This is a genomic window from Clostridium porci (assembly GCF_009696375.1).
GTDB lineage: Bacteria > Bacillota > Clostridia > Lachnospirales > Lachnospiraceae > Enterocloster > Enterocloster porci.
This window is the reverse complement of the sequence record NZ_VUMD01000002.1, coordinates 131757-151710: the sequence shown is the minus strand read 5'-3', so window position 1 is coordinate 151710 and position 19954 is coordinate 131757. Positions and strand designations below refer to the sequence as shown.

Annotated in this window: 21 protein-coding genes; 1 reads left to right on the top strand and 20 read right to left on the bottom strand. The window is 43.5% G+C overall.

Annotated features, from left to right (window positions below; translation table 11 throughout):
• Position 1: 1 nt before the first annotated feature.
• The gene (locus tag FYJ39_RS02950) at positions 2–415 is read right to left on the bottom strand and encodes a CidA/LrgA family protein (protein WP_154470967.1); all 414 of its coding nucleotides are present in this window, start codon (positions 413–415) and stop codon (positions 2–4) included.
• Between the two features lie 407 nt (positions 416–822).
• Between FYJ39_RS02950 and FYJ39_RS02945 the strand changes: the two genes are divergently transcribed.
• A complete protein-coding gene (locus FYJ39_RS02945; RefSeq protein WP_154470966.1) occupies positions 823–1713 on the top strand; it encodes a GNAT family N-acetyltransferase in 891 nt (296 codons plus the stop codon).
• A 64-nt stretch (positions 1714–1777) separates the two neighbouring features.
• Here FYJ39_RS02945 and FYJ39_RS02940 read toward each other — a convergent pair whose 3' ends face one another.
• The 19 genes from FYJ39_RS02940 to FYJ39_RS02850 form a co-directional block, all read right to left on the bottom strand.
• Entirely contained in the window at positions 1778–2491 is a 714-nt protein-coding gene (locus FYJ39_RS02940; protein ID WP_154471123.1) for a GTP pyrophosphokinase, read from the bottom strand.
• Positions 2492–2536: 45 nt separating this feature from the next.
• Positions 2537–3373, bottom strand: a complete 837-nt coding sequence (locus FYJ39_RS02935) for an Mrp/NBP35 family ATP-binding protein (protein ID WP_154470965.1) — start codon at positions 3371–3373, stop codon at positions 2537–2539.
• A 108-nt stretch (positions 3374–3481) separates the two neighbouring features.
• Positions 3482–4177, bottom strand: coding sequence for an MgtC/SapB family protein (locus tag FYJ39_RS02930; protein WP_154470964.1), 696 nt, complete (start codon positions 4175–4177; stop codon positions 3482–3484).
• Positions 4178–4313: 136 nt separating this feature from the next.
• The gene (locus FYJ39_RS02925; protein ID WP_195840363.1) at positions 4314–5069 is read right to left on the bottom strand and encodes a PHP domain-containing protein; all 756 of its coding nucleotides are present in this window, start codon (positions 5067–5069) and stop codon (positions 4314–4316) included.
• Positions 5059–5811, bottom strand: coding sequence for a glycerophosphodiester phosphodiesterase (locus FYJ39_RS02920; RefSeq protein WP_154470962.1), 753 nt, complete (start codon positions 5809–5811; stop codon positions 5059–5061). The genes FYJ39_RS02925 and FYJ39_RS02920 overlap by 11 nt, the downstream gene beginning before the upstream one ends.
• Positions 5812–5837: 26 nt before the next feature.
• Positions 5838–6953, bottom strand: coding sequence for an ABC transporter ATP-binding protein (locus tag FYJ39_RS02915; RefSeq protein WP_154470961.1), 1116 nt, complete (start codon positions 6951–6953; stop codon positions 5838–5840).
• Positions 6950–7810 carry a carbohydrate ABC transporter permease gene (locus FYJ39_RS02910; protein ID WP_328597512.1) on the bottom strand — a complete coding sequence of 287 codons (861 nt, stop codon included), beginning with the start codon at positions 7808–7810 and terminating at the stop codon, positions 6950–6952. The genes FYJ39_RS02915 and FYJ39_RS02910 overlap by 4 nt, the downstream gene beginning before the upstream one ends.
• Positions 7803–8711, bottom strand: coding sequence for a carbohydrate ABC transporter permease (locus tag FYJ39_RS02905; protein ID WP_154470960.1), 909 nt, complete (start codon positions 8709–8711; stop codon positions 7803–7805). Before FYJ39_RS02905 ends, FYJ39_RS02910 begins: the two co-directional genes overlap by 8 nt.
• A gap of 25 nt (positions 8712–8736) precedes the next feature.
• Entirely contained in the window at positions 8737–10089 is a 1353-nt protein-coding gene (locus tag FYJ39_RS02900) for an ABC transporter substrate-binding protein (protein ID WP_195840362.1), read from the bottom strand.
• 390 nt (positions 10090–10479) lie between these two features.
• Positions 10480–11454, bottom strand: a complete 975-nt coding sequence (locus FYJ39_RS02895) for a LacI family DNA-binding transcriptional regulator (RefSeq protein ID WP_154470958.1) — start codon at positions 11452–11454, stop codon at positions 10480–10482.
• A gap of 99 nt (positions 11455–11553) precedes the next feature.
• The gene (locus FYJ39_RS02890; RefSeq protein ID WP_154470957.1) at positions 11554–12111 is read right to left on the bottom strand and encodes a methylated-DNA--[protein]-cysteine S-methyltransferase; all 558 of its coding nucleotides are present in this window, start codon (positions 12109–12111) and stop codon (positions 11554–11556) included.
• Positions 12112–12297: 186 nt separating this feature from the next.
• Entirely contained in the window at positions 12298–13233 is a 936-nt protein-coding gene (locus tag FYJ39_RS02885) for a DUF1848 domain-containing protein (protein ID WP_154470956.1), read from the bottom strand.
• Positions 13234–13491: 258 nt separating this feature from the next.
• Entirely contained in the window at positions 13492–14334 is an 843-nt protein-coding gene (locus tag FYJ39_RS02880) for a TIGR03943 family putative permease subunit (RefSeq protein WP_154470955.1), read from the bottom strand.
• On the bottom strand, positions 14331–15896 hold the full coding sequence (locus tag FYJ39_RS02875; RefSeq protein ID WP_154470954.1) for a permease: 1566 nt from the start codon (positions 15894–15896) through the stop codon (positions 14331–14333). The genes FYJ39_RS02880 and FYJ39_RS02875 overlap by 4 nt, the downstream gene beginning before the upstream one ends.
• On the bottom strand, positions 15893–16861 hold the full coding sequence (locus tag FYJ39_RS02870; protein ID WP_154470953.1) for a CobW family GTP-binding protein: 969 nt from the start codon (positions 16859–16861) through the stop codon (positions 15893–15895). The genes FYJ39_RS02875 and FYJ39_RS02870 overlap by 4 nt, the downstream gene beginning before the upstream one ends.
• 61 nt (positions 16862–16922) lie before the next feature.
• Positions 16923–17729, bottom strand: a complete 807-nt coding sequence (locus tag FYJ39_RS02865; RefSeq protein ID WP_154470952.1) for a metal ABC transporter permease — start codon at positions 17727–17729, stop codon at positions 16923–16925.
• Positions 17716–18420, bottom strand: a complete 705-nt coding sequence (locus FYJ39_RS02860; protein WP_154470951.1) for a metal ABC transporter ATP-binding protein — start codon at positions 18418–18420, stop codon at positions 17716–17718. The genes FYJ39_RS02865 and FYJ39_RS02860 overlap by 14 nt, the downstream gene beginning before the upstream one ends.
• 20 nt (positions 18421–18440) lie before the next feature.
• On the bottom strand, positions 18441–19487 hold the full coding sequence (locus FYJ39_RS02855) for a metal ABC transporter substrate-binding protein (RefSeq protein ID WP_154470950.1): 1047 nt from the start codon (positions 19485–19487) through the stop codon (positions 18441–18443).
• A 67-nt stretch (positions 19488–19554) separates the two neighbouring features.
• Entirely contained in the window at positions 19555–19866 is a 312-nt protein-coding gene (locus tag FYJ39_RS02850) for an AraC family transcriptional regulator (RefSeq protein WP_287847247.1), read from the bottom strand.
• Positions 19867–19954: the final 88 nt, after the last annotated feature.

The following is a 19954-nucleotide window of genomic DNA, read 5'->3' as shown; positions in this document are numbered from 1 at the left end:
CCTATATCCCCTCCTTTTCCTCTGACGCTTTAAAGGTCTGGACTCCCAGGGCATTTGCAGCCTCTTCCTGTCCGCTCCGGCCAATGACCCACTGAGCGATATTCCCTGTAACAATCATAACCAGGATGGTGGAAACTGCTATAATTACCAAAAAAGGAACAAGCACCTTCTTTACTTCCCCAAAGCTTTCCACGATGCCCACCGTTGCAGGTATAAACATCATGGACATCGTATCAAGAAGGAAGTTTCCCGTTCCTTCCACGCTCTCCAGCTTCACTAAGCCGCTTATCAAAGCGCCCAGCATAAGAAAAAGCCCATAAACCCCTGCCGGTACCGGCAGAGGCAGAACCACATACAACACTTCTCCCAGCATAGTAATTCCTAAAATAACACCTATCTGCTTTACGTATTTCATCCTGTACCTTTATCCTCCTGCTGCTGTTATTTGCACAGGCAGCACGCCAAAGGAGCATGCTCTCATGTCCATCAGGCGCTGCCGCAAAGGGTCTCCTTCCCAGCAAGCTGTTGGAAGGAGACCTGCACACGGCCTATATTCTACCACCTCATAATTCCAGATTCAAGGCATAGGCCACGAAAAACATAAGAAATACAATCCGCTCAAATAGCCATTCATTTCCATGTCCTTCGTAATAAGGATGCTGTTTTTTCTGACCTTCCTTTGCAGACCTCAGCTACAGACAATCCGTCTTGCTCCTGCCGGTACAGCATTGATTGCAGACCATGCTTATGATATACTTGCTTCAGATCCAGCACCGCATAAGCATGAATATTTCTTTTACGTAAAAACCCGGAGGTTCACCTATGTACATTCGTCATACACATACCTTATCCCCAAGGGAGACCCAGGCCCTGATCCATCTTACCAACCAGTGCAGGCTGTCTGACAATCTTACCCTCTCCTTCCCTGCGGAAGGCGACGAATACTGGATTCTTGAAGATGAATGTAAGACTGTGGCTGCATATTTCGCTGTCTGTAAAATAGATAAAGGATTATGGGAATGTTCTGCCTTTACCTGCCCGGATCGCCGGGGAAAAGGGTATTTTTCGCAGCTTCTGGATCGGGTCTGGGATTACAGCCTGGAAAACGGAGAGCCTGTGCTGGCCTTTGTAACAGATAAACGGTGTCCCCAGGCATTGAACATACTTAAGCATTTGAATGCTGCCTATTCTCACAGCGAATATCTGATGCGTCTCCCCCTTTCCTCTTCCGTTGGATTCCAGGATAGAACCGGCTGTATGGAGCTTCAATTTTATAGGGAGCCTGACGCATTTGAGGAATATCCCATGGAAGAAGGGACTGTTACCGTGCGGGCATGGCCCGGCGCCTCCTTTCAGACGAAAGCACTGCATGTAGCTTATCCCACGCCACCAAAGCATGGCAATTCTGATTCTTCCTGCGGCATACTTTCGCAAAAGGCTGATTCCAATAGCACCGCTTTAGGGCCTCCGGCAGTCACCTGCCATCTTATGATTCAGGGAAGCAGTGTATACCTGTTTGCACTTGAAACCCGGCCGGAATACCGCCGTCAGGGTCTAGCCCTTCAATTCTTAAACCAACTTGCACAATGGCTGGGAGCAAGAGGCTATAAAGCTCTACTCCTTCAGGTTTCAGAAACCAATGAAGGGGCGCTGTGCCTGTACAAAAAAGCCGGCTTTTCTATCGTTGAAGCTCTGGCCTATTACCTTTACTAGCGTAAGTTTTTTGTCAGCTTCCCGCCTCCTTAAGATTGTGCCCTTGTAATTGACCTGACTTATCCTATTCCTTGCTCACTTTGACTCCCTGGGCCTCGATCTGCTTTCGTATCATAAGCATCTTCTGATCCGTGTCGGAGATGACATCAGCACAGGCCTTCAGCTGACTGCTGATCCCTCCGTTCTCATCAATCAACGATTTTTTGTACTTAAGCTGATGTTCCAGGCTTGCCCAGAAATCCATTGCAATGGTTCGGATTTGCACCTCCACCCTTATCGGCTTCTTACTATCAGAAAAAAATACGGGAATCTCCACAATCATATGATAGCTTCGGTAGCCGTTGGGTTTGGGATTCTTTATATAATCCTTTACAGCAATTACAGTGACGTCATCCTGACGCACCAGCATCTCCGCTACCTCATATATATCATCCACAAAGGAGCAGATAATGCGGATTCCGGCCACGTCATCCAGATTCTTTTCCATCGACTCCAGAGAAACCTCAACACCCCTTCTCTGCAGCTTTTCCAAAATGCTCATAGGCTTTTTTACCCTGGATTTAATCATTTCAATGGGGTTTCTCTGGTTTTTCACAGACAGCTCGTCATTGAGCACCTCCAGCTTTGTCTTGACCTCACGTATGGCGCAGGTATACCTCATCATGGCCTGCTGGAACTGCCGGGCCTGATTCATCCATACCTCAGGCACCTGTACCAGATCCGGCACATTAACAATGGACTGATGGAGTTCGCTGTTTGGATTCATGTTAATATTCATATTCATTGCTTTACCTCATGATCGATTATCTCTTGCGCTTCTGCGTTATAGGCCCTCCACCGCCTCTACTGCTCTGTCAAGCCACGGCAGCTCCAGATATTCCACACGGCCGGCGTCTACCATCTGGGCAATCTTCGGATCAATGGGGAGCTTTGCCAGCACCTTTAATCCGTGCTCTTGAGCCACCTCCTCCACATGGCTTTCTCCAAATACGCTAATTTGCTTCTTACAGTCAGGACATTCCAGATAGCTCATATTTTCTACGATTCCCACAATCGGGATATCCATTTTTTTAGCCATATTCACTGCCTTGGAAACGATCATACTTACCAGCTCCTGAGGAGAGGTTACAATAATAATACCATCTACAGGCAGGGACTGAAATACAGTCAAGGGAACATCTCCCGTGCCTGGAGGCATATCCACAAACATATAATCAATATCCTGCCATAGCGTCTCTGACCAAAACTGCCTTACCGCGCCTGCAATAACAGGCCCCCTCCAGATAACCGGATCTGTGTCCTTATCCAGAAGAAGATTAGAGGACATAATTTCAACCCCTTCCATTGACTTAACCGGAATCATCAGCTTCCCGTCAGGGGAGGTTACAGCTTGGTCGCTGCTGATACCGAATGCCATAGGGATGGAGGGGCCTGTGATATCCGCGTCCAAAACGGCTGTTTTACTGCCCTTCCGGTTCAAGCTTACTGCCATCATGGCAGTTACCAGGGATTTCCCTACCCCTCCCTTTCCACTTACGATGCCAATTACCTTTTTCACGGTACTGGCCGGATTCAGCGCCTCTAAAAATTGCTGTTTATCAGGTGTACGGCTATCACAGCTTGCGCTGCAGGAGCCGCAGTCGTGGTTACACTCACTCATGGTTTTGTCTCCTTCCAGGTTTTTATATAATTATGTCAATTATAAGTCTATTTATTTATAATGTCCATTCTTTCAGTTAGAAAACAAAAAAATATCCATGTATCTTTTTTATAATTCTTCTATAAAAACCACTCCATTCATTTGTCCGTATGCTTCAATTATCTGAGAATGCGTTTTCTTTTCATTGAATTTTAATGTCATAATGGCTGATATGGTATTCAATCCATCTAAGTTTTTCATTTTCGTTGTTTCAATTTCACATACTACCCCCGAATCCTTTTTAACTTCAGAAATAAATAAGCTAAAGCTGCTTATATCCTTAAATTCACCATATAAATTAATCATCTTGGAATTTATGTATAAATGATTGTCCATAATGCTCAGTATGCCTAATGCCAGCCACAATGCGACAAAGCCAACGATTGCTCCTGTGTAAAAGCCTGCTCCCAGGGCTAAACCAATACAGGCCGCCGCCCATAACCCAGCCGCCGTGGTCAGCCCCTTCACTTGGTTTTGCTTGGTAACAAGTATGGTTCCCGCCCCTAAAAAACCGATACCGCTTATTACTTGAGCTGCTATGCGGCTCGCGTCTCCTGCGCCTGTCAGCTCATTCAAATATACGCCAGTCATCATAGCTAAGCATGAGCCAATACATACAACTAAATAAGTTCTCAATCCAGCCGGACGTCTCTTTTTTCCTCGCTCATACCCCAAAACACCACCTAACAACATTGACAAAACAATCCGAAACACGATTGAAATAGCCGTCAATTTACTTAAGCAATCTATGGTTTCTAATGTCATTTTCTTTCCTTTCTTCTATAAGTTATTAGTAAAAACAGCCTACTTATAGCTGAGCATTTAAGTAGGCCGTAAATCAAATCACTCTATTTATTGCTAAATATCGCTGCTTTAAATCTCCTGCTTTAAAGTCTCCCTTCTATTTCGGTAAATGTAATAATTCGGTAATTGGCAATTTTAAATTTTGAGCAAAGGCTTCCGCCATTACAATATTTTCACCACATAAACACTGCGGGGTATGGGCGTCAGAATTGATTAAATATTTAAGTTGGTACTCAGTTGACAAACGAAAGGCATCTATGCTTGGATAGGAACGATGATCTCTCAGTCCATTGGCATTAATTTCAACCGGAATATCAAATGCTTCACATACTTTATAAATCCGACGCATAATCTTTTCACAATTAGTATCCCAACCAGGCGAGTAGCCCTGAATTGCCAGATCCGGATGCGCTAAAAAGGCAAACAGTCCTGTTTCAATACCTCTGCAAATTTCATCTGCGTATAGCTCCATTTCCTGCATTCCCTTTTTTGCAAAGTTATCAATTTCTCGATTTGCTCCGCTTCTATGCTGCCCCAATATGAAAAGCTGATACCCATAATCCTCTTTCAGCATGCGATAGGTATCCATAACTTCGGGATAATATTCACACTCAAATCCTTTGATCATATGTATTTTGTATTTATATTTATCAATCGCTTTATTTAACGCTTCATCGAAGGCAGGAAATTCTTCCCATTGAAGCCTTCTCTTATCAAGGTTATCCTTATGAGGAACATGCTCAGTGATGGCCAGTTCTTTTAATCCATAATCAAGAGCCACCTGAATATAGTCTTCAATTTCCCCCTCGCCATGTTTGCACCATTTGGTATGTGTATGATAGTTAGCCAGCATACCATTCCTCCGATAATCCCAATATTCGTTCCGGATCATCACTCTCAATCAGGTCAACGCCAAGCTCCACTGCGATCTTAAGCGCCTCTTCTGTATTGACCACAGAGCCGCCAACAAGAAATCCCTCTTTATGTAATTGCTCTACCAGCTCTCTGGAAAGTTGATCCACAAAATTCAAGTATATAATGGCCTGCATATCGTTCATCAAAGCCACTGGCTTCTTAGGTACAAAGGGAGCGATCAATCCAATATTAATTCTGGAATCCTCACGTTTTATCCAATTCAGCATTTCATAATCTTTCCCAAATACATAACACATCCGGTGAAAATCATATTTTTGAATTACCTCTACAAGGGCCTTCACCAGTGGTTTTCTGTCATCCCACATGGCGTAGGGCTGCAGCTTGATTTCCAGGGCAATTCCAATTTGCTTTTCTTTACACCAGGCTGCCGCTTCATCCAATGTACATATATCGAACCTTTCTTTCAGTTCTCCCAGTGTATAATCGCGAATCATACCAGTAAGCTCTGTCTGAAGTGACAAATCCACATCATGATAAATTACTGCACAGGAATCCCTTGTTAATTGAACGTCAATTTCAATATATGGAATTTTTTTTCCTTCTAATTGAGAAAAGTTTGAAATCGTATTTTCTCGTATATTTGATTTATGACCTCGATGTCCGCCAACTATGATTTTTTTACCATACGATTCCTTTAATAAATCCATTAAATCCATCATATACCCTCTCTATTTATCATTCTGTATTAGCAGGTAAGATTAACGCCTGTTTCCTTATCAAAAACATGGTATGCGGAATGTAAGCCAATAAAGACAGTTCCTTCCTGCTTTTTAAAAAGCTCATTTAGTTCTTCTGAATTTATATCAAGCTGATCCGGCATTGTAATTCGAACAAAGGCCTTACCTACATAGCCTGAAATCATAATTTCCTTACCAAGATTTTCCATCATTCTCACATGAATGGGAATATAACCTTCCTTTTCTTTAAAGGAAACGTCAACCTGATGAGAACGTACACCCAGCACTACTTTTTTCCCAACGGACTTAAGCAGTGTTTGATTCATGGCTTCTTTCACCTTCACATAGAAGTATTCACTCTTTAAATAAACAGCTCCACCCTCGTTCGCAAGCTCTGCGTCAATAAAGTTCATAGGTGGATTTCCCATAAAATGCGCAACAAATAAATTTTTAGGATGATGGTACAGCATCTTTGGTGTGTCAAACTGTTGAATGCTCCCTTTATCAAGAATCGCTATTTTATCAGCCATGGACATTGCTTCTTCCTGATCGTGAGTTACCAAAATCGCTGTTATTTTCGTTTCCCTCTGGATTCTTCTTATTTCGTCACGAATTTCAATTTTAAGTCTTGCGTCCAGATTGGACATTGGTTCATCTAATAATAAAATTTTAGGATTTTTCACTAAAGCCCTTGCCATAGATACCCGCTGCTGTTGTCCTCCTGACAATTCAGACGGCTTCCTCTCTAGATACTGCTCGATTTGAAGCATCTTTGCAATTTCTCTAGCTTTGTTGTGACGCTCTTCCTTTTTCATTCCCTTTTGTTTCAAAGAAAAAGCAATATTATCAATTACCTTCATATGTGGGTATAACGCATAAGATTGAAATACCATCCCGATATTTCTGTCTTTGGGCTGACGAGCTGTTACATCCTCATCATCAAAGTAAATTTTCCCTGAAGAAGGCTCTAATAAACCGGCTATACAATTTAATGTAGTTGATTTTCCGCAGCCTGAAGGTCCCAGCAGGGCAATAAACTCAGAATCCTCAATCTTAAGATTAATATTGTCCAGCGCAACTACGTTTTTTCCAAACTCTTTTCTAATTCCTTCTATACGAATCATATACCTTTTCCTCCTGAAACATTACCTTCCATCAGCTGTTTCTGTGAAATTAAGAAGAAAATCACAACTGGAAGCATGTAAATTAACGCCATTGCGCAAAATACTCCATAATCTGCAATCATTTCATCATTTGTAGATACCATTCTCAAGTATGTAGCTAATACCGGCGTCTTTGAATTAAAAATCAATACATTAAACAATAAATAATTGGACCATGCAGCCATAAATGAAAATATGGAAATTGACGCGATACCTGGCTTTACCAAATAAATAATTACCTGAAAAAAGGCGCTAAAACGATTGCAGCCATCAATTAAAGCGGAATTTTCAATATCCCTTGGTACCTGAGCAAAAAAGCTCCGAATGATAAAGGATGAACCTGGCAGCCTAAATGCCACCGCAACAATGATTACTCCAAATAACGTATCCACAATCCCCAAAGTCATCAAAACATAAACTACTCCAATTAACAGCAGCACACCTGGGAACATACGCAGAATCAATAATGAACGTGTAATCGTCTGTTTTCCCACAAACTCTAACCGGGACAGGGCATAGCCAGCCATACAGCTGAATGTAACCTCAAAGAATGTAACAATGACCGTAAACACGATTGTGTTTTTCATCGCTGCTCCAACTGGCTGAATGGTTGCTTTCCCTAATTGTACAGAATTTGTCAGAAATTTAAAATTCCCTAACGTCCAGGCGCCTGTTCTGTCATCCAGAAAAGCATATATGAAAAATTTGCCATAAATATAAATAATCGGCAGCATACAAAGAGTCATAATTATTACCGCGACGCGCTCCTGCCTGATTTCAAATTTGGCGCGGGAAGCTACGTTCTTATGCTTATTCACGTGGTGCAACCTCCTTTTTTGATTTATCACTCATGGCTAAAAGCAGGCACATAATGACTGCAACTACAAAAATCAGCAATAAGGAAATAGCCGATCCATATCCATACTCCAGTTGGCCAAAGGCTTTATGATATGCAGACAATGCCCATACTTCTGTTTTGATTCCTGGTCCCCCATCCGTAATCAGCAGAATTGCCGTATAATTCGTTAATAAACCAAGCGATTCCCAAAGTAAGATAAAAGAAATATGAGGCTTTAAATTTGGTAATATAATATGCTTAAATATTTCCAGCTCTCCAGCTCCATCAACTCTTGCCGCCTTAAATTGATTTTCAGGAATGCTTTTTATGGCGCTGGAATAGATGGTTGTTCCATAAGCTACACTTGTTAAAAGCTGTGCGAAAATTACAATTTGAAACGGATAATCAGCAATCCAGTTTACTGGCCCTAAACCGAATACTCCATGCAATAATTGATTAGCCGCTCCTGTTTCTGAAGCATCAAAAAACCAGATCCATAACACTGAATATACTACAGTTGGAGTAATCATTGGTATCATCAGTAAAGCCTTAAAAAAACTTCCCTTTTTTTCGTCTCTGATAAAATATGTAGTCAGCGTTGAAAAAAACAGCTGCAAACAAATCGTAAATATAATTGTTATACCTACATAAAGGAAGGTATTTTTTATAATTACGATCGTATTAGGATCTTTAAAGATCCTCTTAAAGTTCTTTAATCCAACAAATTCCCAAATAAATGCACTGTCAAGATCCGTAAATGCCATAATTATTGTCAAAATAGCCGGAAGAATGTAAAGCAAAGACACTAAAATTAAAAATGGTGAAAGAAAACCATATGCCTGCAGATTCCTTCGTATATGATTTCTTTTCTTCTCTGTCATAATCCCCTCCTGAAAGCACTGCTTTTTATTCAAAAATGACTTCTCCGTCCACATTTAATTCAATCTGAGTTTTGAAATCCTCAAATGCCTGTTTTGCAGTTGTTTGTCCAAGCTCGAGTAATTGGATTTGTTTATAAAGCTCATCTCTGAATACATTTTTCCCTTCGACCGGAGGAATTGTTTTCACATAATCTGACATATATCCGATCCTCTCTAAAATAGGATTATGTTTGATTGCATCCATTTCGTTTGCGGCATTAACCGAGGCTAAAGAAAAAATTGTATCCCCATGTACCGCCAAGGCTTCTACACTGTCACCTTCATAGATTTCCTTCAATAAATCTTTACAGACTTCAGGATATTTTGTATGAGCGTTAATACTTACTGATTGTGGAGCGGCAACTGTAAATGGTTTTTCATTATATTCTGATTTTGGAAATAACGCAAACCCAACCATATCCGTTAATTCCTCTGGCGTCATATTTATTTCATCTGCAATATAGGTTGAGGAGAACACAGGGCCATAATAAGCAAATGCTCTTCCGTCTCCAACCATAGCCTGAATATCTGTCCAAACACGCTGTGTTGTATCCTTTGGAGTAATGTTCCATGTATTGGCAGCATCATACATAAATTGAAAATAGCTTGTAATAGCTTCCTGGTTTACTACCAGCTTTCCTTCTTCTGTATAATAATCTCCACCGTAAAGGCTTAATATATCCAGAAAATCATCACCTGCTCCCGGACGGTGAAGCATCCCCCACTCTGCCGCTCCTTTTTCTTGCACTTCCTTGCAAAGTGAGATGAAATTCTCCCATGTAAACGTTCCATCAGCAATCCTTTTTGGCAAAGCCTCTATTTCTTTATCCGTCCAACCCAGTTTTCTTAAAGGCTCCTTCCCATAATATAATGCCCTGGTTGGCACATCAAATGGCATAGAATAGATTTTCCCATCTACTGTAAACGGATCAAAGGCCCCTTCTACGAATTTGCTTGTATCAATGTCACTGATATCAAGCAAAAGTCCGCTTCTTACTTGATCTAAAATATTCCCTGAAAAAGTAAAGATATCTGGACCATCTCCATTTTTTGTCGCAAACATAATATTTTGCATGTATTCATCCCAGCCAATTCTTTGGTAATCCTTTTCAATTACAATTTCCAAATCTTTACCTTCAGCTGCATACCTTTCATTTAATGCTTTTGCCGCTGCTGCTACTGCATCCGGTATCGTTACAAAATCCATATTATGCGCAAGTTTAAGTGTTACCGTTCCGCTTATTTCTTCCGTGCTGCTTTGCGTTGTTTGCTTTCCCCCGCAAGCAGCAAGAGAAAAAAGCATCGCTCCCTCCATTAGCAATATAAATAACTTCTTCATCTTTTCTCCTCTCCCATCGTATAGCTTCATTTAAATTTACTAAATATTTAGTATGTTATTTTATATTATATATCATGATTTTCTTTATGTCAATGTGACTATTCACACTTGATAATAATTTTACTAATTATTTACCTTTCTTTTTCACTATAGCTGTTATTATACCCAAGCGCTTACAAGCTTAAAGCATACCCAGACTCTTTGTCCAGGGTATGGTAAAAATTACAAATTGGGAGCAAAGAAAAAGCGACTAAGCTTTATACTTAATCGCCTCTTTCCTTTATTATTGATACAGCAAAATATCCAGTTATATTGTTTGCCCCAATCATTGATTTAGTATCAAAACCTGAAAATAGTTCATCTAAAACTAATTCAGGTAAATCATAAAAATTATGCACTTTCTCCCATTACCAGTTTTCCTGGAAGTAAGATCTTCATGCTCTCAACTCGATGTTCTCTGATTTGCTCCAGCAAGAGCTTAATTGCTGTTTCCCACACAATATCCGGGAACATACTAATATGTGTATATTCCTGCCATTTCGATTCTAATGTTTTGATATCTTCATAAATTACGACCGCAATATCCTTCGGAATACGTAAACCCGCTTCTTGAAATACTTCAATGGCTCCTTCTGCAATCTCATCACTTCCAAGCAGCATGGCTTCCGGCAAATGCCCCGACTCAATCGCTTTTTTCGCCATAGCGCAGCCGCCTTCTTTACTGAACTCTCCAACAAATAAATTTCTTTCTTCCAGGCAATGATATTGCTGCAAAAGTGTTTTCACGCTTTCCAAACGCCTATAACCTATACGTATATTCCCATCATTAAATAAGCCCCCAATATATCCGATTGTCCGGTATTGACGTTTGTAGAGTAAATACTCGAATGCTTCTTCTATTCCACGATTAAAATCCATTATAATTGAATCATACTCATAATTTTTATCATCCGAATTTATAAATACAATCGCAATACTTTGTAATTTCAACTGCTCCATTTCTTCAGGTGAAAAAATTCCTAATGCTATAATCCCGTCATACCGTCCTGGCTTGTTCTTCTCCATCCGGACAAACTGAACATCAATTTTCTTTAACATTGCTCCCATAATCGTATTCAACGAGGCTATTCTTATATTTTTTCTGTCTTGTCTAATAATTTGCCAATCCGCAATTCCGATCACCAGCTTTTCTTTTTCTTGCATGTGTCTTACTCTGGGCGATACATACTTTAATTCATGGGCCGTCCGCAATATTTTCAATCTCACCTCTTGACTGACAGAGAGTGTTTCATCCTGACTTAATACTCTTGATACGGTTGTCGGTGATACTCCGGCAATATGTGCTATATCCTTAATTGTTGCCATATAGTTCCTCATCCTTCAAGCATTGCTAACATTAAATTTAGTAAATATTTACTTTGTGCTGATATTTTACCATATTTGCATAATAAAAGAAACCCTTTTTCATAGCGCTTCCAGAGCCAGAAGCATTTTTTTGACCTCAATGCCTCCGGCATAGCCTCTAAGTCCGCCGTCCGCCCCCAGCACCCGGTGACAGGGTATCAGAATGGAAATAGGGTTATGCCCAACTGCTCCTCCGATTGCCTGTGCAGACATAGGAACCCGCCCTGTCCTGACGGCCAGCTCCCTTCCAATCGCTCCGTAGGTGGTGGTATGGCCCTTCGGTATCTCCAGCAGCAGGCTCCACACCATCTGCCGGAATCGGCTCCCGCTGGGAGCTAATTGCGGCAAAGGCCCCGGCTCCTCTCCCGCAAAATAGGCTGCTAGCCAGCAGACAGCCTCCTGAAAAACCGGAAGATCTCCTCCAGCTTTCACTCCTTTCTCTTTTTCCCAGCCTTTCTTAAGGCACAGGCTTCCTTGCCTGTCTGTGTTCAGAAGCCTTTTATCCAGCGTGCTTCCGTAATATTTCTGCCCTTCTATCCATAATCCTGTGATGCTTTCTCCATGGCTTGCGAGGGTCAAAAGTCCTGCTGGAGATTGGACCTTATGTATATACAGCATTTCCCTTCCTCCTGATATAGGCCAGCCACTCTTCTGATTCTGATATACAGCCTATTCTTCTCAATCCTGCCAAATCCTGCTTTTATGTCTCCTTTCCAAGTTTAAGCCAGGATATCCTGCCACATTCTGATTGAATTGTCTGGAGAAAAGTCTTATTTTTCGTCCAGCCGCGTATCCTAAGACTTTCTAAAATAGAGACAGCTGTTCCTCTTTTAAGGATATAGCCTTACGCTCTGTCACTTTATCCTCCGGCCCAAGGTTTTTGCATAAAAGAGGCGAATTTACATCATACAGTCCAGCGTTGGCTTTCACCCGGTCGCTGTTAAAATTTGCATAGCAATATCTGCACCCATTCAGGCAGGTGTCATAGGCTCCCACATCAATACTGGCTGCACAGCCGCACTCCACTCTCTGGTTTGGATCTTTACTCACCTTCACTCTGCAGCCCAGAAGTTTTTCTATGAGTCTTTTATCAATACAGCTTCCCTGAAAAAGGCCTGTCCCCTTCAAAGCAAGATCCTCGCAGCAGGCCTGAACTGTCATATGATTTTCAGCCGCAATCGCTGCCAGCCTTCCTGCCAGAGAAGTCATTTCCCCCTGATTCATTACTTTTATATTCATCCCCCTGGTGTTCTTTTTTGTTTTTGCGTAAAGATCCAGGAAGCTGATAACCACGTGTTCTGTATATCCTTTCAGGCTTCGGGCTATCTGAGAAAAGGCGTTTATATGGTACTCCCAGGTATACCGTTCATTCAGCAGGATCGGATCGTACCTCCAGATGACTCTATCCATGCCAAGCATGCCAGAAAGCCTCTGGAACGCAGGAATCAAGCATGCTTTTTTATCCGGAAGATTCGGTTCAATATCTCTTCCATAGCCTGTGATGGTGTACTGAAAATAATACTGATAGCTCTGCAATTCCTCTAGCCTGTTTATAATCCCCACAGGGTTTTTAGTCCAGAAAACAATACAGTCCACCAACTCTGGCGACAGATGAATCCGGCTGATTTGATGGGGATTTACAGGGTTGCTGACATAAAGAAAGCCTTCTCTGATCCGCCTCAGGAACCAGTCAGAATAATAGTTTGGCACATCGGTTCTTCTGCTGACGCTTAGTATCATAAGCAGCCTCCTTGACACTCCTCATAGTTAAAGTAAGGGGGCTTACGACACATTGGATAATCCTATGTCAAAAGACATCCTGATTTCACAGCTTTATCTGCTTCTTCCTGCTTTTCCGAAGAGTAAGCTTATACTTCTCCAACACGTCCCGGCTCCCACTTCTGCTCTTTTATATCTCATTATACATGAAATTCCCGTAAAAAGAAAGCCTGAGAACGTTCAGGACGAGATTTAGACTAGCAGCCTTCCTGTCATGATTTAAAAATAGGGATACACATATTCTACTTCCGGCTTCTCAGCCGGCTCTATGCTCTGGGCCTTCAGGATAGGGTCAGAACCATATTCAGTGATTCCGAAGCTTCCTTTAACCACCACCCATGTATCATCCTGTAATTCCTGTTTTCCACCGTTGTCAACTAAAAGCCCCATCGGAGCCAGGTCTGCCGCACAGCACCACATGGACAGGCGAACCAAGGCAAAGTCATGTTCCTTTTTAATCTCCGGACTCCGGTAAATAAAACCCTTCATCTCAACTGTGTAGCCTTCATATTTTTCAGGAAAGGAGCCCAGCTCATACATCCAGGTATAGTAGTCCTCATCTGCAATTACAATGGTTTTTGTATTCTCATCCAAACCATTTAAGGCATACCAGGGCCGTTCTTCATCGCCGGCTAAAACAGCGCTGTCCTGAAAATCTTCTTTTAAATATCCGCCGGCTTCTGTGCCAGCCCCTTCAGCCTGCAAAGGGGCTGCTTCCTCCGTTCCGGGAGTGCTGGCAATCTTTGAGCTCGCGTAATCCCGTATCATGCTGCTTCCTCCCGGAAGCCCAGGACGAAGAGAAATGAGCAGTATGGGTATCATTAAAACACAGGAACGAGCCAGCCTTATCTTATACTGCGGAGTCAGCAGATATCTTCCCTCCACCGCAGCCCATAGAAGCATCAGCAAAACCATCCCGTAGAGATAGGGCTTCATTCGCGGAGTTACATAGTTTAAATAGTCTCCAGACCAGGTCATTTGAAACAGAAGATGTCCAAAAAACAGATAGCAGCAGCATTCTGCCAGCACTTGAAGGTTCATTCCCTTACCCTTTAACGTCATATCCGAATCCCTCCGCTTCCGCACAGCATAAACATTAAAACTACTATGAAGCAAACCAGAAATGTGGTCACGCTTAGCCGGGCGACAAAGCCGGGCTTAAAGCCAGAAAGCAGCATAGCCGCATTTTTTATATCCATCATTGGCCCAAATACCAGAAAGCCAACAATGCTTCCCGCAGGGAGGCCGCCTGCCATGCTTCTTGCCACCACCGCGTCGGAGGATGAGCAAAGAGAAAGGGCAAAGGACATTCCCATCATCAGCAATAGAGCTGCCCAGGGAGCTGTTCCTCTACCGGCAGCCACTGCCAGGGGAAGCATATCCTGAAAAAGAGCAGACACAGCAATTCCGATAAGAAGATATTTCCCCACTGAAAAAAATTCACTCTGCCCATGACGAAGCATCCACAGAAAATACGCCACAGGGCTTTTCTCCTCTACAGGCAGACTGTAATTCCGGCAGCCTGCTGGAAAAGGCGTCTCATCTTCTGCCAGATTCGCTTCAGGCGGTTTTACCAGATAGGTCAGGCCACAGAGCACCGCGCACAAAATACCCAGACCACATCTTGCGGCAAGCATCCGGTAATTACCGTTAAATGCATACCAGGTAGAAAGAATGACCACCGGATTAATCACAGGGGATACCAGCATAAACGTCACGGCGGCAGGCATTGGAACTCCCTTTTTTACCAGGCTCTTAAAAACCGGTATGGAGGCGCAGTCACACACAGGAAGGCAGAAGCCCGCCAGCACCGCGAACAGCTGACCAGCCAGAAGCGTTTTGGGAAATCTGCGCTGAATCCAATCCTGAGGCAGGTAAAACTGAATCACCGAGGATAGCAAAACCCCAATCGCCAGAAATGGAACCGCCTGTAGAAACACTCCAAGAAATATACTGATAAACCGCCCCATTGAAATTTCAAAGGGCTTCAGCAGAGTAAAGGCCGTTATGCAGGCGATAGCTGTCATCAAAGCCATAAGAAACCATAGCTGTGCCGGCATACTGAAATGAACCATTTTCTGCAAAAAGCGCTCCCATTTCTGAACGGTAAAAATCCGGATATCTGGATTACAGCTATGCAGAATATCCTTGATTTTCCGGTTCTGCTTATGTTCTTTGGTTCTGATATAGGCAAAATCGCTTCCTTCAATCTGCGAACGTGCGGCAGGGCCAGCCTCCCAAAGTCTTTTTAGCAGGCCCTCATCCTTAACAACATAAACGACCTTTTCCACACACAGAACTGCTTTAGCAGAAAACTGCAAAAGCATTTTCTCCAGAGTATGAAAATGCTCCATTCCGTTCCACTCTATCAGGAGCAAATCCGGGCTGTGCTGTTCCAGGTAAAGCAGCAGTCCATCGGCAATATCCAGGGGCGTCTGTTCCAACTGGCTTTTGGAAAACATAAGCCTTTGTATCCGTTCCCTCTCCTTCACCAGCTCCTCTCCAGCTTCAAACTGGAGAATCAGAAGGTTCAGCTCTCTCAGCTCCTCTTTAATCAGTCTATTGATCAAGGTGGTTTTTCCCGAATCCAATAATCCGGTTATAACCCATACAGGTGTCTTCATAATGACGGTTCCTCGCTAAATAATATCTGTATCTGCTGTTGATCCAGGCCCGTTCCAATAAAACAGACCTGACTTCCTTTTATATTTGCCGGCTCAATTTCCAGGCTATCCGGTACAAAATGGAAAATCCAGCTGTGAGAGCCGTTCGCTACAATCCCTTTGCCCCTAAGAATTTCTCCATCCGCATTCTGGATTACATGAAGCACCCGTTTCCTTAGCTGTTCTTTCGTAAAAGCTTCCTTACATTCCAAGGTAACTGCAGAAAATATATCACTGGCAAAGAAAAACGGGAAAAAGCCCTTTTTACGTCTGGCCGCTCTGACCCGGACAGGCTTCATAGCCACTGCAAGATCCATCTCCATCTGAAAAAGGGAAGCATTTCTATGAGCATCCAAAAAAGCCCCGCAAGGAATACACTCCCATAAGCCCGTCTCAACTCTGGCCTCAGGATTCATCTTCCGGATTGCTCTCTCCACACTCCCTGCCTCCTCCTGCCTCTGGGTCTGATGGCTTAATAAAACTAAATCCGCATATGTAATCTGGTCTTCAAAAAACCCTCCATAGTTTTTCAGGTATTTATCAAAGGTACGTACGTCTACGACTGTAATGTTTTTTTTAAGGCGTAGCCTTCCCTCCTCCTCCAGCCGCAAGCAGCTTTTGGCGATGTCAGAAAGCCTTCCAACGCCAGAAGGCTCCACCACAATAGCATCCGGCTCATACTGGTTCAGAATCCGGTCTACTGATTTTTCAAAGTCTCCCATCAGGCTGCAACAGATGCAGCCTGCATTCAGACTGGTAACTGTCAGACTGCATTCCCGGAGCAGTCCCGCGTCAATTCCTGCGTCTCCAAACTCATTTTCAATCACAACAATTTTCTTATTGTTAAATAAAGTTTGAAGCATAGTCTTTATTAAGGTAGTCTTACCTGCACCCAAAAAGCCGGATACAATGTAAATATCTGTCATATACCCTCCCTCCTGATGCTTCTCTTTTTTTCTTTATCTGCCGTTCAGCCCCAACCTTCTATCAGCCCCTTATCCTTAAAAGCTTCTTTCCTGCAAATATCAATATCAGAAAGGCTACGCCTGTCAGAACAATGGCTCCTCCTGGCTTTAACCCCAGATAGTAGGCGGCGAACAGTCCGGCCATCATAAATAGAACGTTAAACATTACCGCTAAAAGCACAGTCTGACGGTAATTCGTTCCAAACTGCATGGCACAGGCAACCGGCACTACCATCATGGAGGATACGATCAAAGCCCCCACTGTCCTGGCTGCAACGGAAACCGTTACCGCAATCAAAATTGTAAACAAAAAATTCACCCTGCCCACTGGCACTCCCGCCAGCCTTGCGCTCTGTTCATCCAGGGATATATAAAATAATTCCTTGTACATCAGAAGGAACATAGCAAGAGCAACGGCGCTGACGCCAACCACGAGATACAGCTCCGAATCGCTGATTGCCACAATACTGCCGAACAAAAAGCTATTGAAGTTAGCCGCATTCTTTACAAAGCCTGAAAGTACGCCAGCCAATCCTACGCCAGCAGACATAATGACGGCAATGGAGATTTCTGAATATCTCGGCATCTTCCTCCGTATGAGTTCAATTCCCAGGGAAGCTATCACGCAGGCTATGGCGGCCGCCGCAACCGGATTCATTCCCAGTATCAGACCGGCCGCCACTCCGGCAAGGGATGTATGGGATAGAGCGTCCCCAATCATGGACAAGCGTTTGCATACAATCACCATCCCGATACATGGAATCACAGCTGCCAGCAAAAGCCCCACAATAAAAGCCCTCTGCATGAAACCATAATTAAATATCTCCATTGTCTGTTTCCTCCCGCCCCTGAATCAGCTTCATATTGCCTTCCTTCAAAAGCCAGATATTGTCAGCGATGGCTTCCAGCCGTTTCCGGTCGTGAGTTACCATCAGCACCGTTACGCCCTGTTCCCGGTTAATCCTTCTTAATAATTGATAGAAATCCTCTGTGCTTTTCTCATCCATGCCTGACGTGGGTTCATCCATAAGCAAAAGGCGGGGCCGATTTACCAAAGCTCTTGCCAAAAGGATTCTCTGCTGCTGACCGCCGGACAGACGCCCAATCAGCCGCTTGCCAAAATCCGCCATTCCCACCTGGAGCAGGGCCTGCCGGACCTGCTCCTTTTCCCTTCTTCCAGCCAACCGGAAAGGTCCAATCTGGGCGTACAGATTCGCCCGGACAACCTCCTCCACAGAAGCCGGAACACTTTGATAGGATGCCATTCCTCTCTGAGGGACATAGCTGATCTCCTGCCAGCTTCTAAACTGTCTGATCTGCTGTCCCAGAAGCCAGATACTTCCCTTTTCCCCATTGGAAGTCAATTCTCCCAACAAAAGCCTTAAAAGAGTGCTTTTTCCTGCTCCGTTTTGTCCCAGCAGGACAGACAGCCTGCCTTCTGGAACAGTAAAATGAATCTGATTCAGAACCTGAACGCTTCCATAGGAGAAGTCCAGTCCCTTGACTGCAATAGCATCCATCCTCTCTCCTCCCGTCTGTATTATTTCAGCGCATTTTCCAACTGCTTCAGGTTGTCTTCCATCACAGAAAAATAATCAGCGCCTTTTTTCAGCTCCTCATCGCTTAAGCCCTCCAAAGGATTTAAAACCTGGGTAACGGCTCCCGTCTCCTTTGCCACGGCTTCAGCAACCTTGGGGCTTACCAGCTCTTCAAAAAAGATAACCTTTACATTTCTCTCCTTCACAAAATCAATTATTTCTGCCATTCTTGCCGGATCTGGCTCCGAATCCGGTGAAAGGCCCTCAATTCCCATCTGATTTAAACCATAAGCATTGCAGAGATAACCGAAAGCCTCATGCGATACCACAATATCCTTATTGGGAAGGGAGGCCAGAGTATCCTTATAGCTCTGATCCAGCTGGTCGAACCTGGCAGCATAGGTTTCATAGTTCGCTTCATAATAATCCTTATGATCTGGATCTGCCTCTATGTAGGCATTTTTAATATGTTCCATCTCCTTTTTTCCATTCATAGGGCTGAGCCATACATGGGGATCGTAGTGGCCGTGATCATGGCCTTCCTCCTCCCCTTCTTCCTCATGGCTGTGTCCCTCCAGAAAGGTCAGTCCCTGAGACGCCTCGGCAATTACCAGAGCTTTATGATCCAGGCCGGCAAGCACATCCTCCACCCAATGCTCCATACCAGCGCCATTATAAACAAAAAGGTCTGCTTCCTCCAGGTTTTTAAGATCGGAGGCTGAGGGTTCCCAATCATGAGGCTCTGTACCGGATGGAACCATACACACTACCTCAGCCCTGTCACCGCCGATTTTAACCGCAAAATCATACATAGGATAAAAGCTGGCTATTACCTTTAGCTTACCGCCGCCTGTATCCTTTGACTCAGCTTCCGTTAAAGCCTCCTTGGATTCAGTAGCGGCTGTAGTTTCACTCTCTTTTGCTGTGGCAGCGGCTGCAGAGGAAGTCTCCCCCAAGCCTTTTGTGCCAGAGCAGCCAGAAAGCACAGCAACAGAAAGAAGCGCTGTCATCGCCAGCACATTTAGTGACTTTATTGAATTTTTCTTCATGAAATAATCCTCCCGTTTGTGTCAAACAGTTTCTACAAAATGTTGTCTGCCTTGTTATGAGAATATTTCAATTATCTAAACGGATTTTTAAGCTGACCAAAGAAGCCGGGCATAGAAAGAAGCCGGCTATATAAGAAAATACTAGCTTATGAGCAGCGATATAGACAAAGACCACAGCTGCTCCCGTTCCCACAGCCTCTGACAAAATGCGTATCGTGGAAACGCAAACTTTTATTTCCGAACATACCCTACAGTCCTCGCCTGTACAGTCATGCTTCCCATGTGTAACAATAAAAAGGCCGGAGAGAAGCAGTACAGAAGCCACCAGCAGCGCTGTAAGCAATGACCAGATTCGCCTGTTTTTACAAAAGTAACTCACTTCGTCTCCTCCCTTCCCATTTCCCACCTGTGGAATCATTTCCATATTATAGCGTATTTTATACATTGTCAAGGAATTTGTTAGCCTT

Excerpts from the sequence above, each read along its gene's own strand:
- FYJ39_RS02915 (WP_154470961.1), bottom strand. The coding sequence starts at position 6,953 with ATGATTCGTATAGAAGGAATTAGAAAAGAGTTTGGAAAAAACGTAGTT.
- FYJ39_RS02930 (WP_154470964.1), bottom strand. The coding sequence starts at position 4,177 with ATGACATTAGAAACCATAGATTGCTTAAGTAAATTGACGGCTATTTCA.
- FYJ39_RS02880 (WP_154470955.1), bottom strand. The coding sequence starts at position 14,334 with ATGACGTTAAAGGGTAAGGGAATGAACCTTCAAGTGCTGGCAGAATGC.
- FYJ39_RS02925 (WP_195840363.1), bottom strand. The coding sequence starts at position 5,069 with ATGCTGGCTAACTATCATACACATACCAAATGGTGCAAACATGGCGAG.
- FYJ39_RS02940 (WP_154471123.1), bottom strand. The coding sequence starts at position 2,491 with ATGAATATTAACATGAATCCAAACAGCGAACTCCATCAGTCCATTGTT.
- FYJ39_RS02875 (WP_154470954.1), bottom strand. The coding sequence starts at position 15,896 with ATGAAGACACCTGTATGGGTTATAACCGGATTATTGGATTCGGGAAAA.
- FYJ39_RS02860 (WP_154470951.1), bottom strand. The coding sequence starts at position 18,420 with ATGGATGCTATTGCAGTCAAGGGACTGGACTTCTCCTATGGAAGCGTT.
- FYJ39_RS02890 (WP_154470957.1), bottom strand. The coding sequence starts at position 12,111 with ATGCTGTATATACATAAGGTCCAATCTCCAGCAGGACTTTTGACCCTC.
- FYJ39_RS02950 (WP_154470967.1), bottom strand. The coding sequence starts at position 415 with ATGAAATACGTAAAGCAGATAGGTGTTATTTTAGGAATTACTATGCTG.
- FYJ39_RS02905 (WP_154470960.1), bottom strand. The coding sequence starts at position 8,711 with ATGACAGAGAAGAAAAGAAATCATATACGAAGGAATCTGCAGGCATAT.
- FYJ39_RS02855 (WP_154470950.1), bottom strand. The coding sequence starts at position 19,487 with ATGAAGAAAAATTCAATAAAGTCACTAAATGTGCTGGCGATGACAGCG.
- FYJ39_RS02945 (WP_154470966.1), top strand. The coding sequence starts at position 823 with ATGTACATTCGTCATACACATACCTTATCCCCAAGGGAGACCCAGGCC.
- FYJ39_RS02895 (WP_154470958.1), bottom strand. The coding sequence starts at position 11,454 with ATGGCAACAATTAAGGATATAGCACATATTGCCGGAGTATCACCGACA.
- FYJ39_RS02870 (WP_154470953.1), bottom strand. The coding sequence starts at position 16,861 with ATGACAGATATTTACATTGTATCCGGCTTTTTGGGTGCAGGTAAGACT.
- FYJ39_RS02935 (WP_154470965.1), bottom strand. The coding sequence starts at position 3,373 with ATGAGTGAGTGTAACCACGACTGCGGCTCCTGCAGCGCAAGCTGTGAT.
- FYJ39_RS02920 (WP_154470962.1), bottom strand. The coding sequence starts at position 5,811 with ATGATGGATTTAATGGATTTATTAAAGGAATCGTATGGTAAAAAAATC.
- FYJ39_RS02865 (WP_154470952.1), bottom strand. The coding sequence starts at position 17,729 with ATGGAGATATTTAATTATGGTTTCATGCAGAGGGCTTTTATTGTGGGG.
- FYJ39_RS02885 (WP_154470956.1), bottom strand. The coding sequence starts at position 13,233 with ATGATACTAAGCGTCAGCAGAAGAACCGATGTGCCAAACTATTATTCT.
- FYJ39_RS02900 (WP_195840362.1), bottom strand. The coding sequence starts at position 10,089 with ATGAAGAAGTTATTTATATTGCTAATGGAGGGAGCGATGCTTTTTTCT.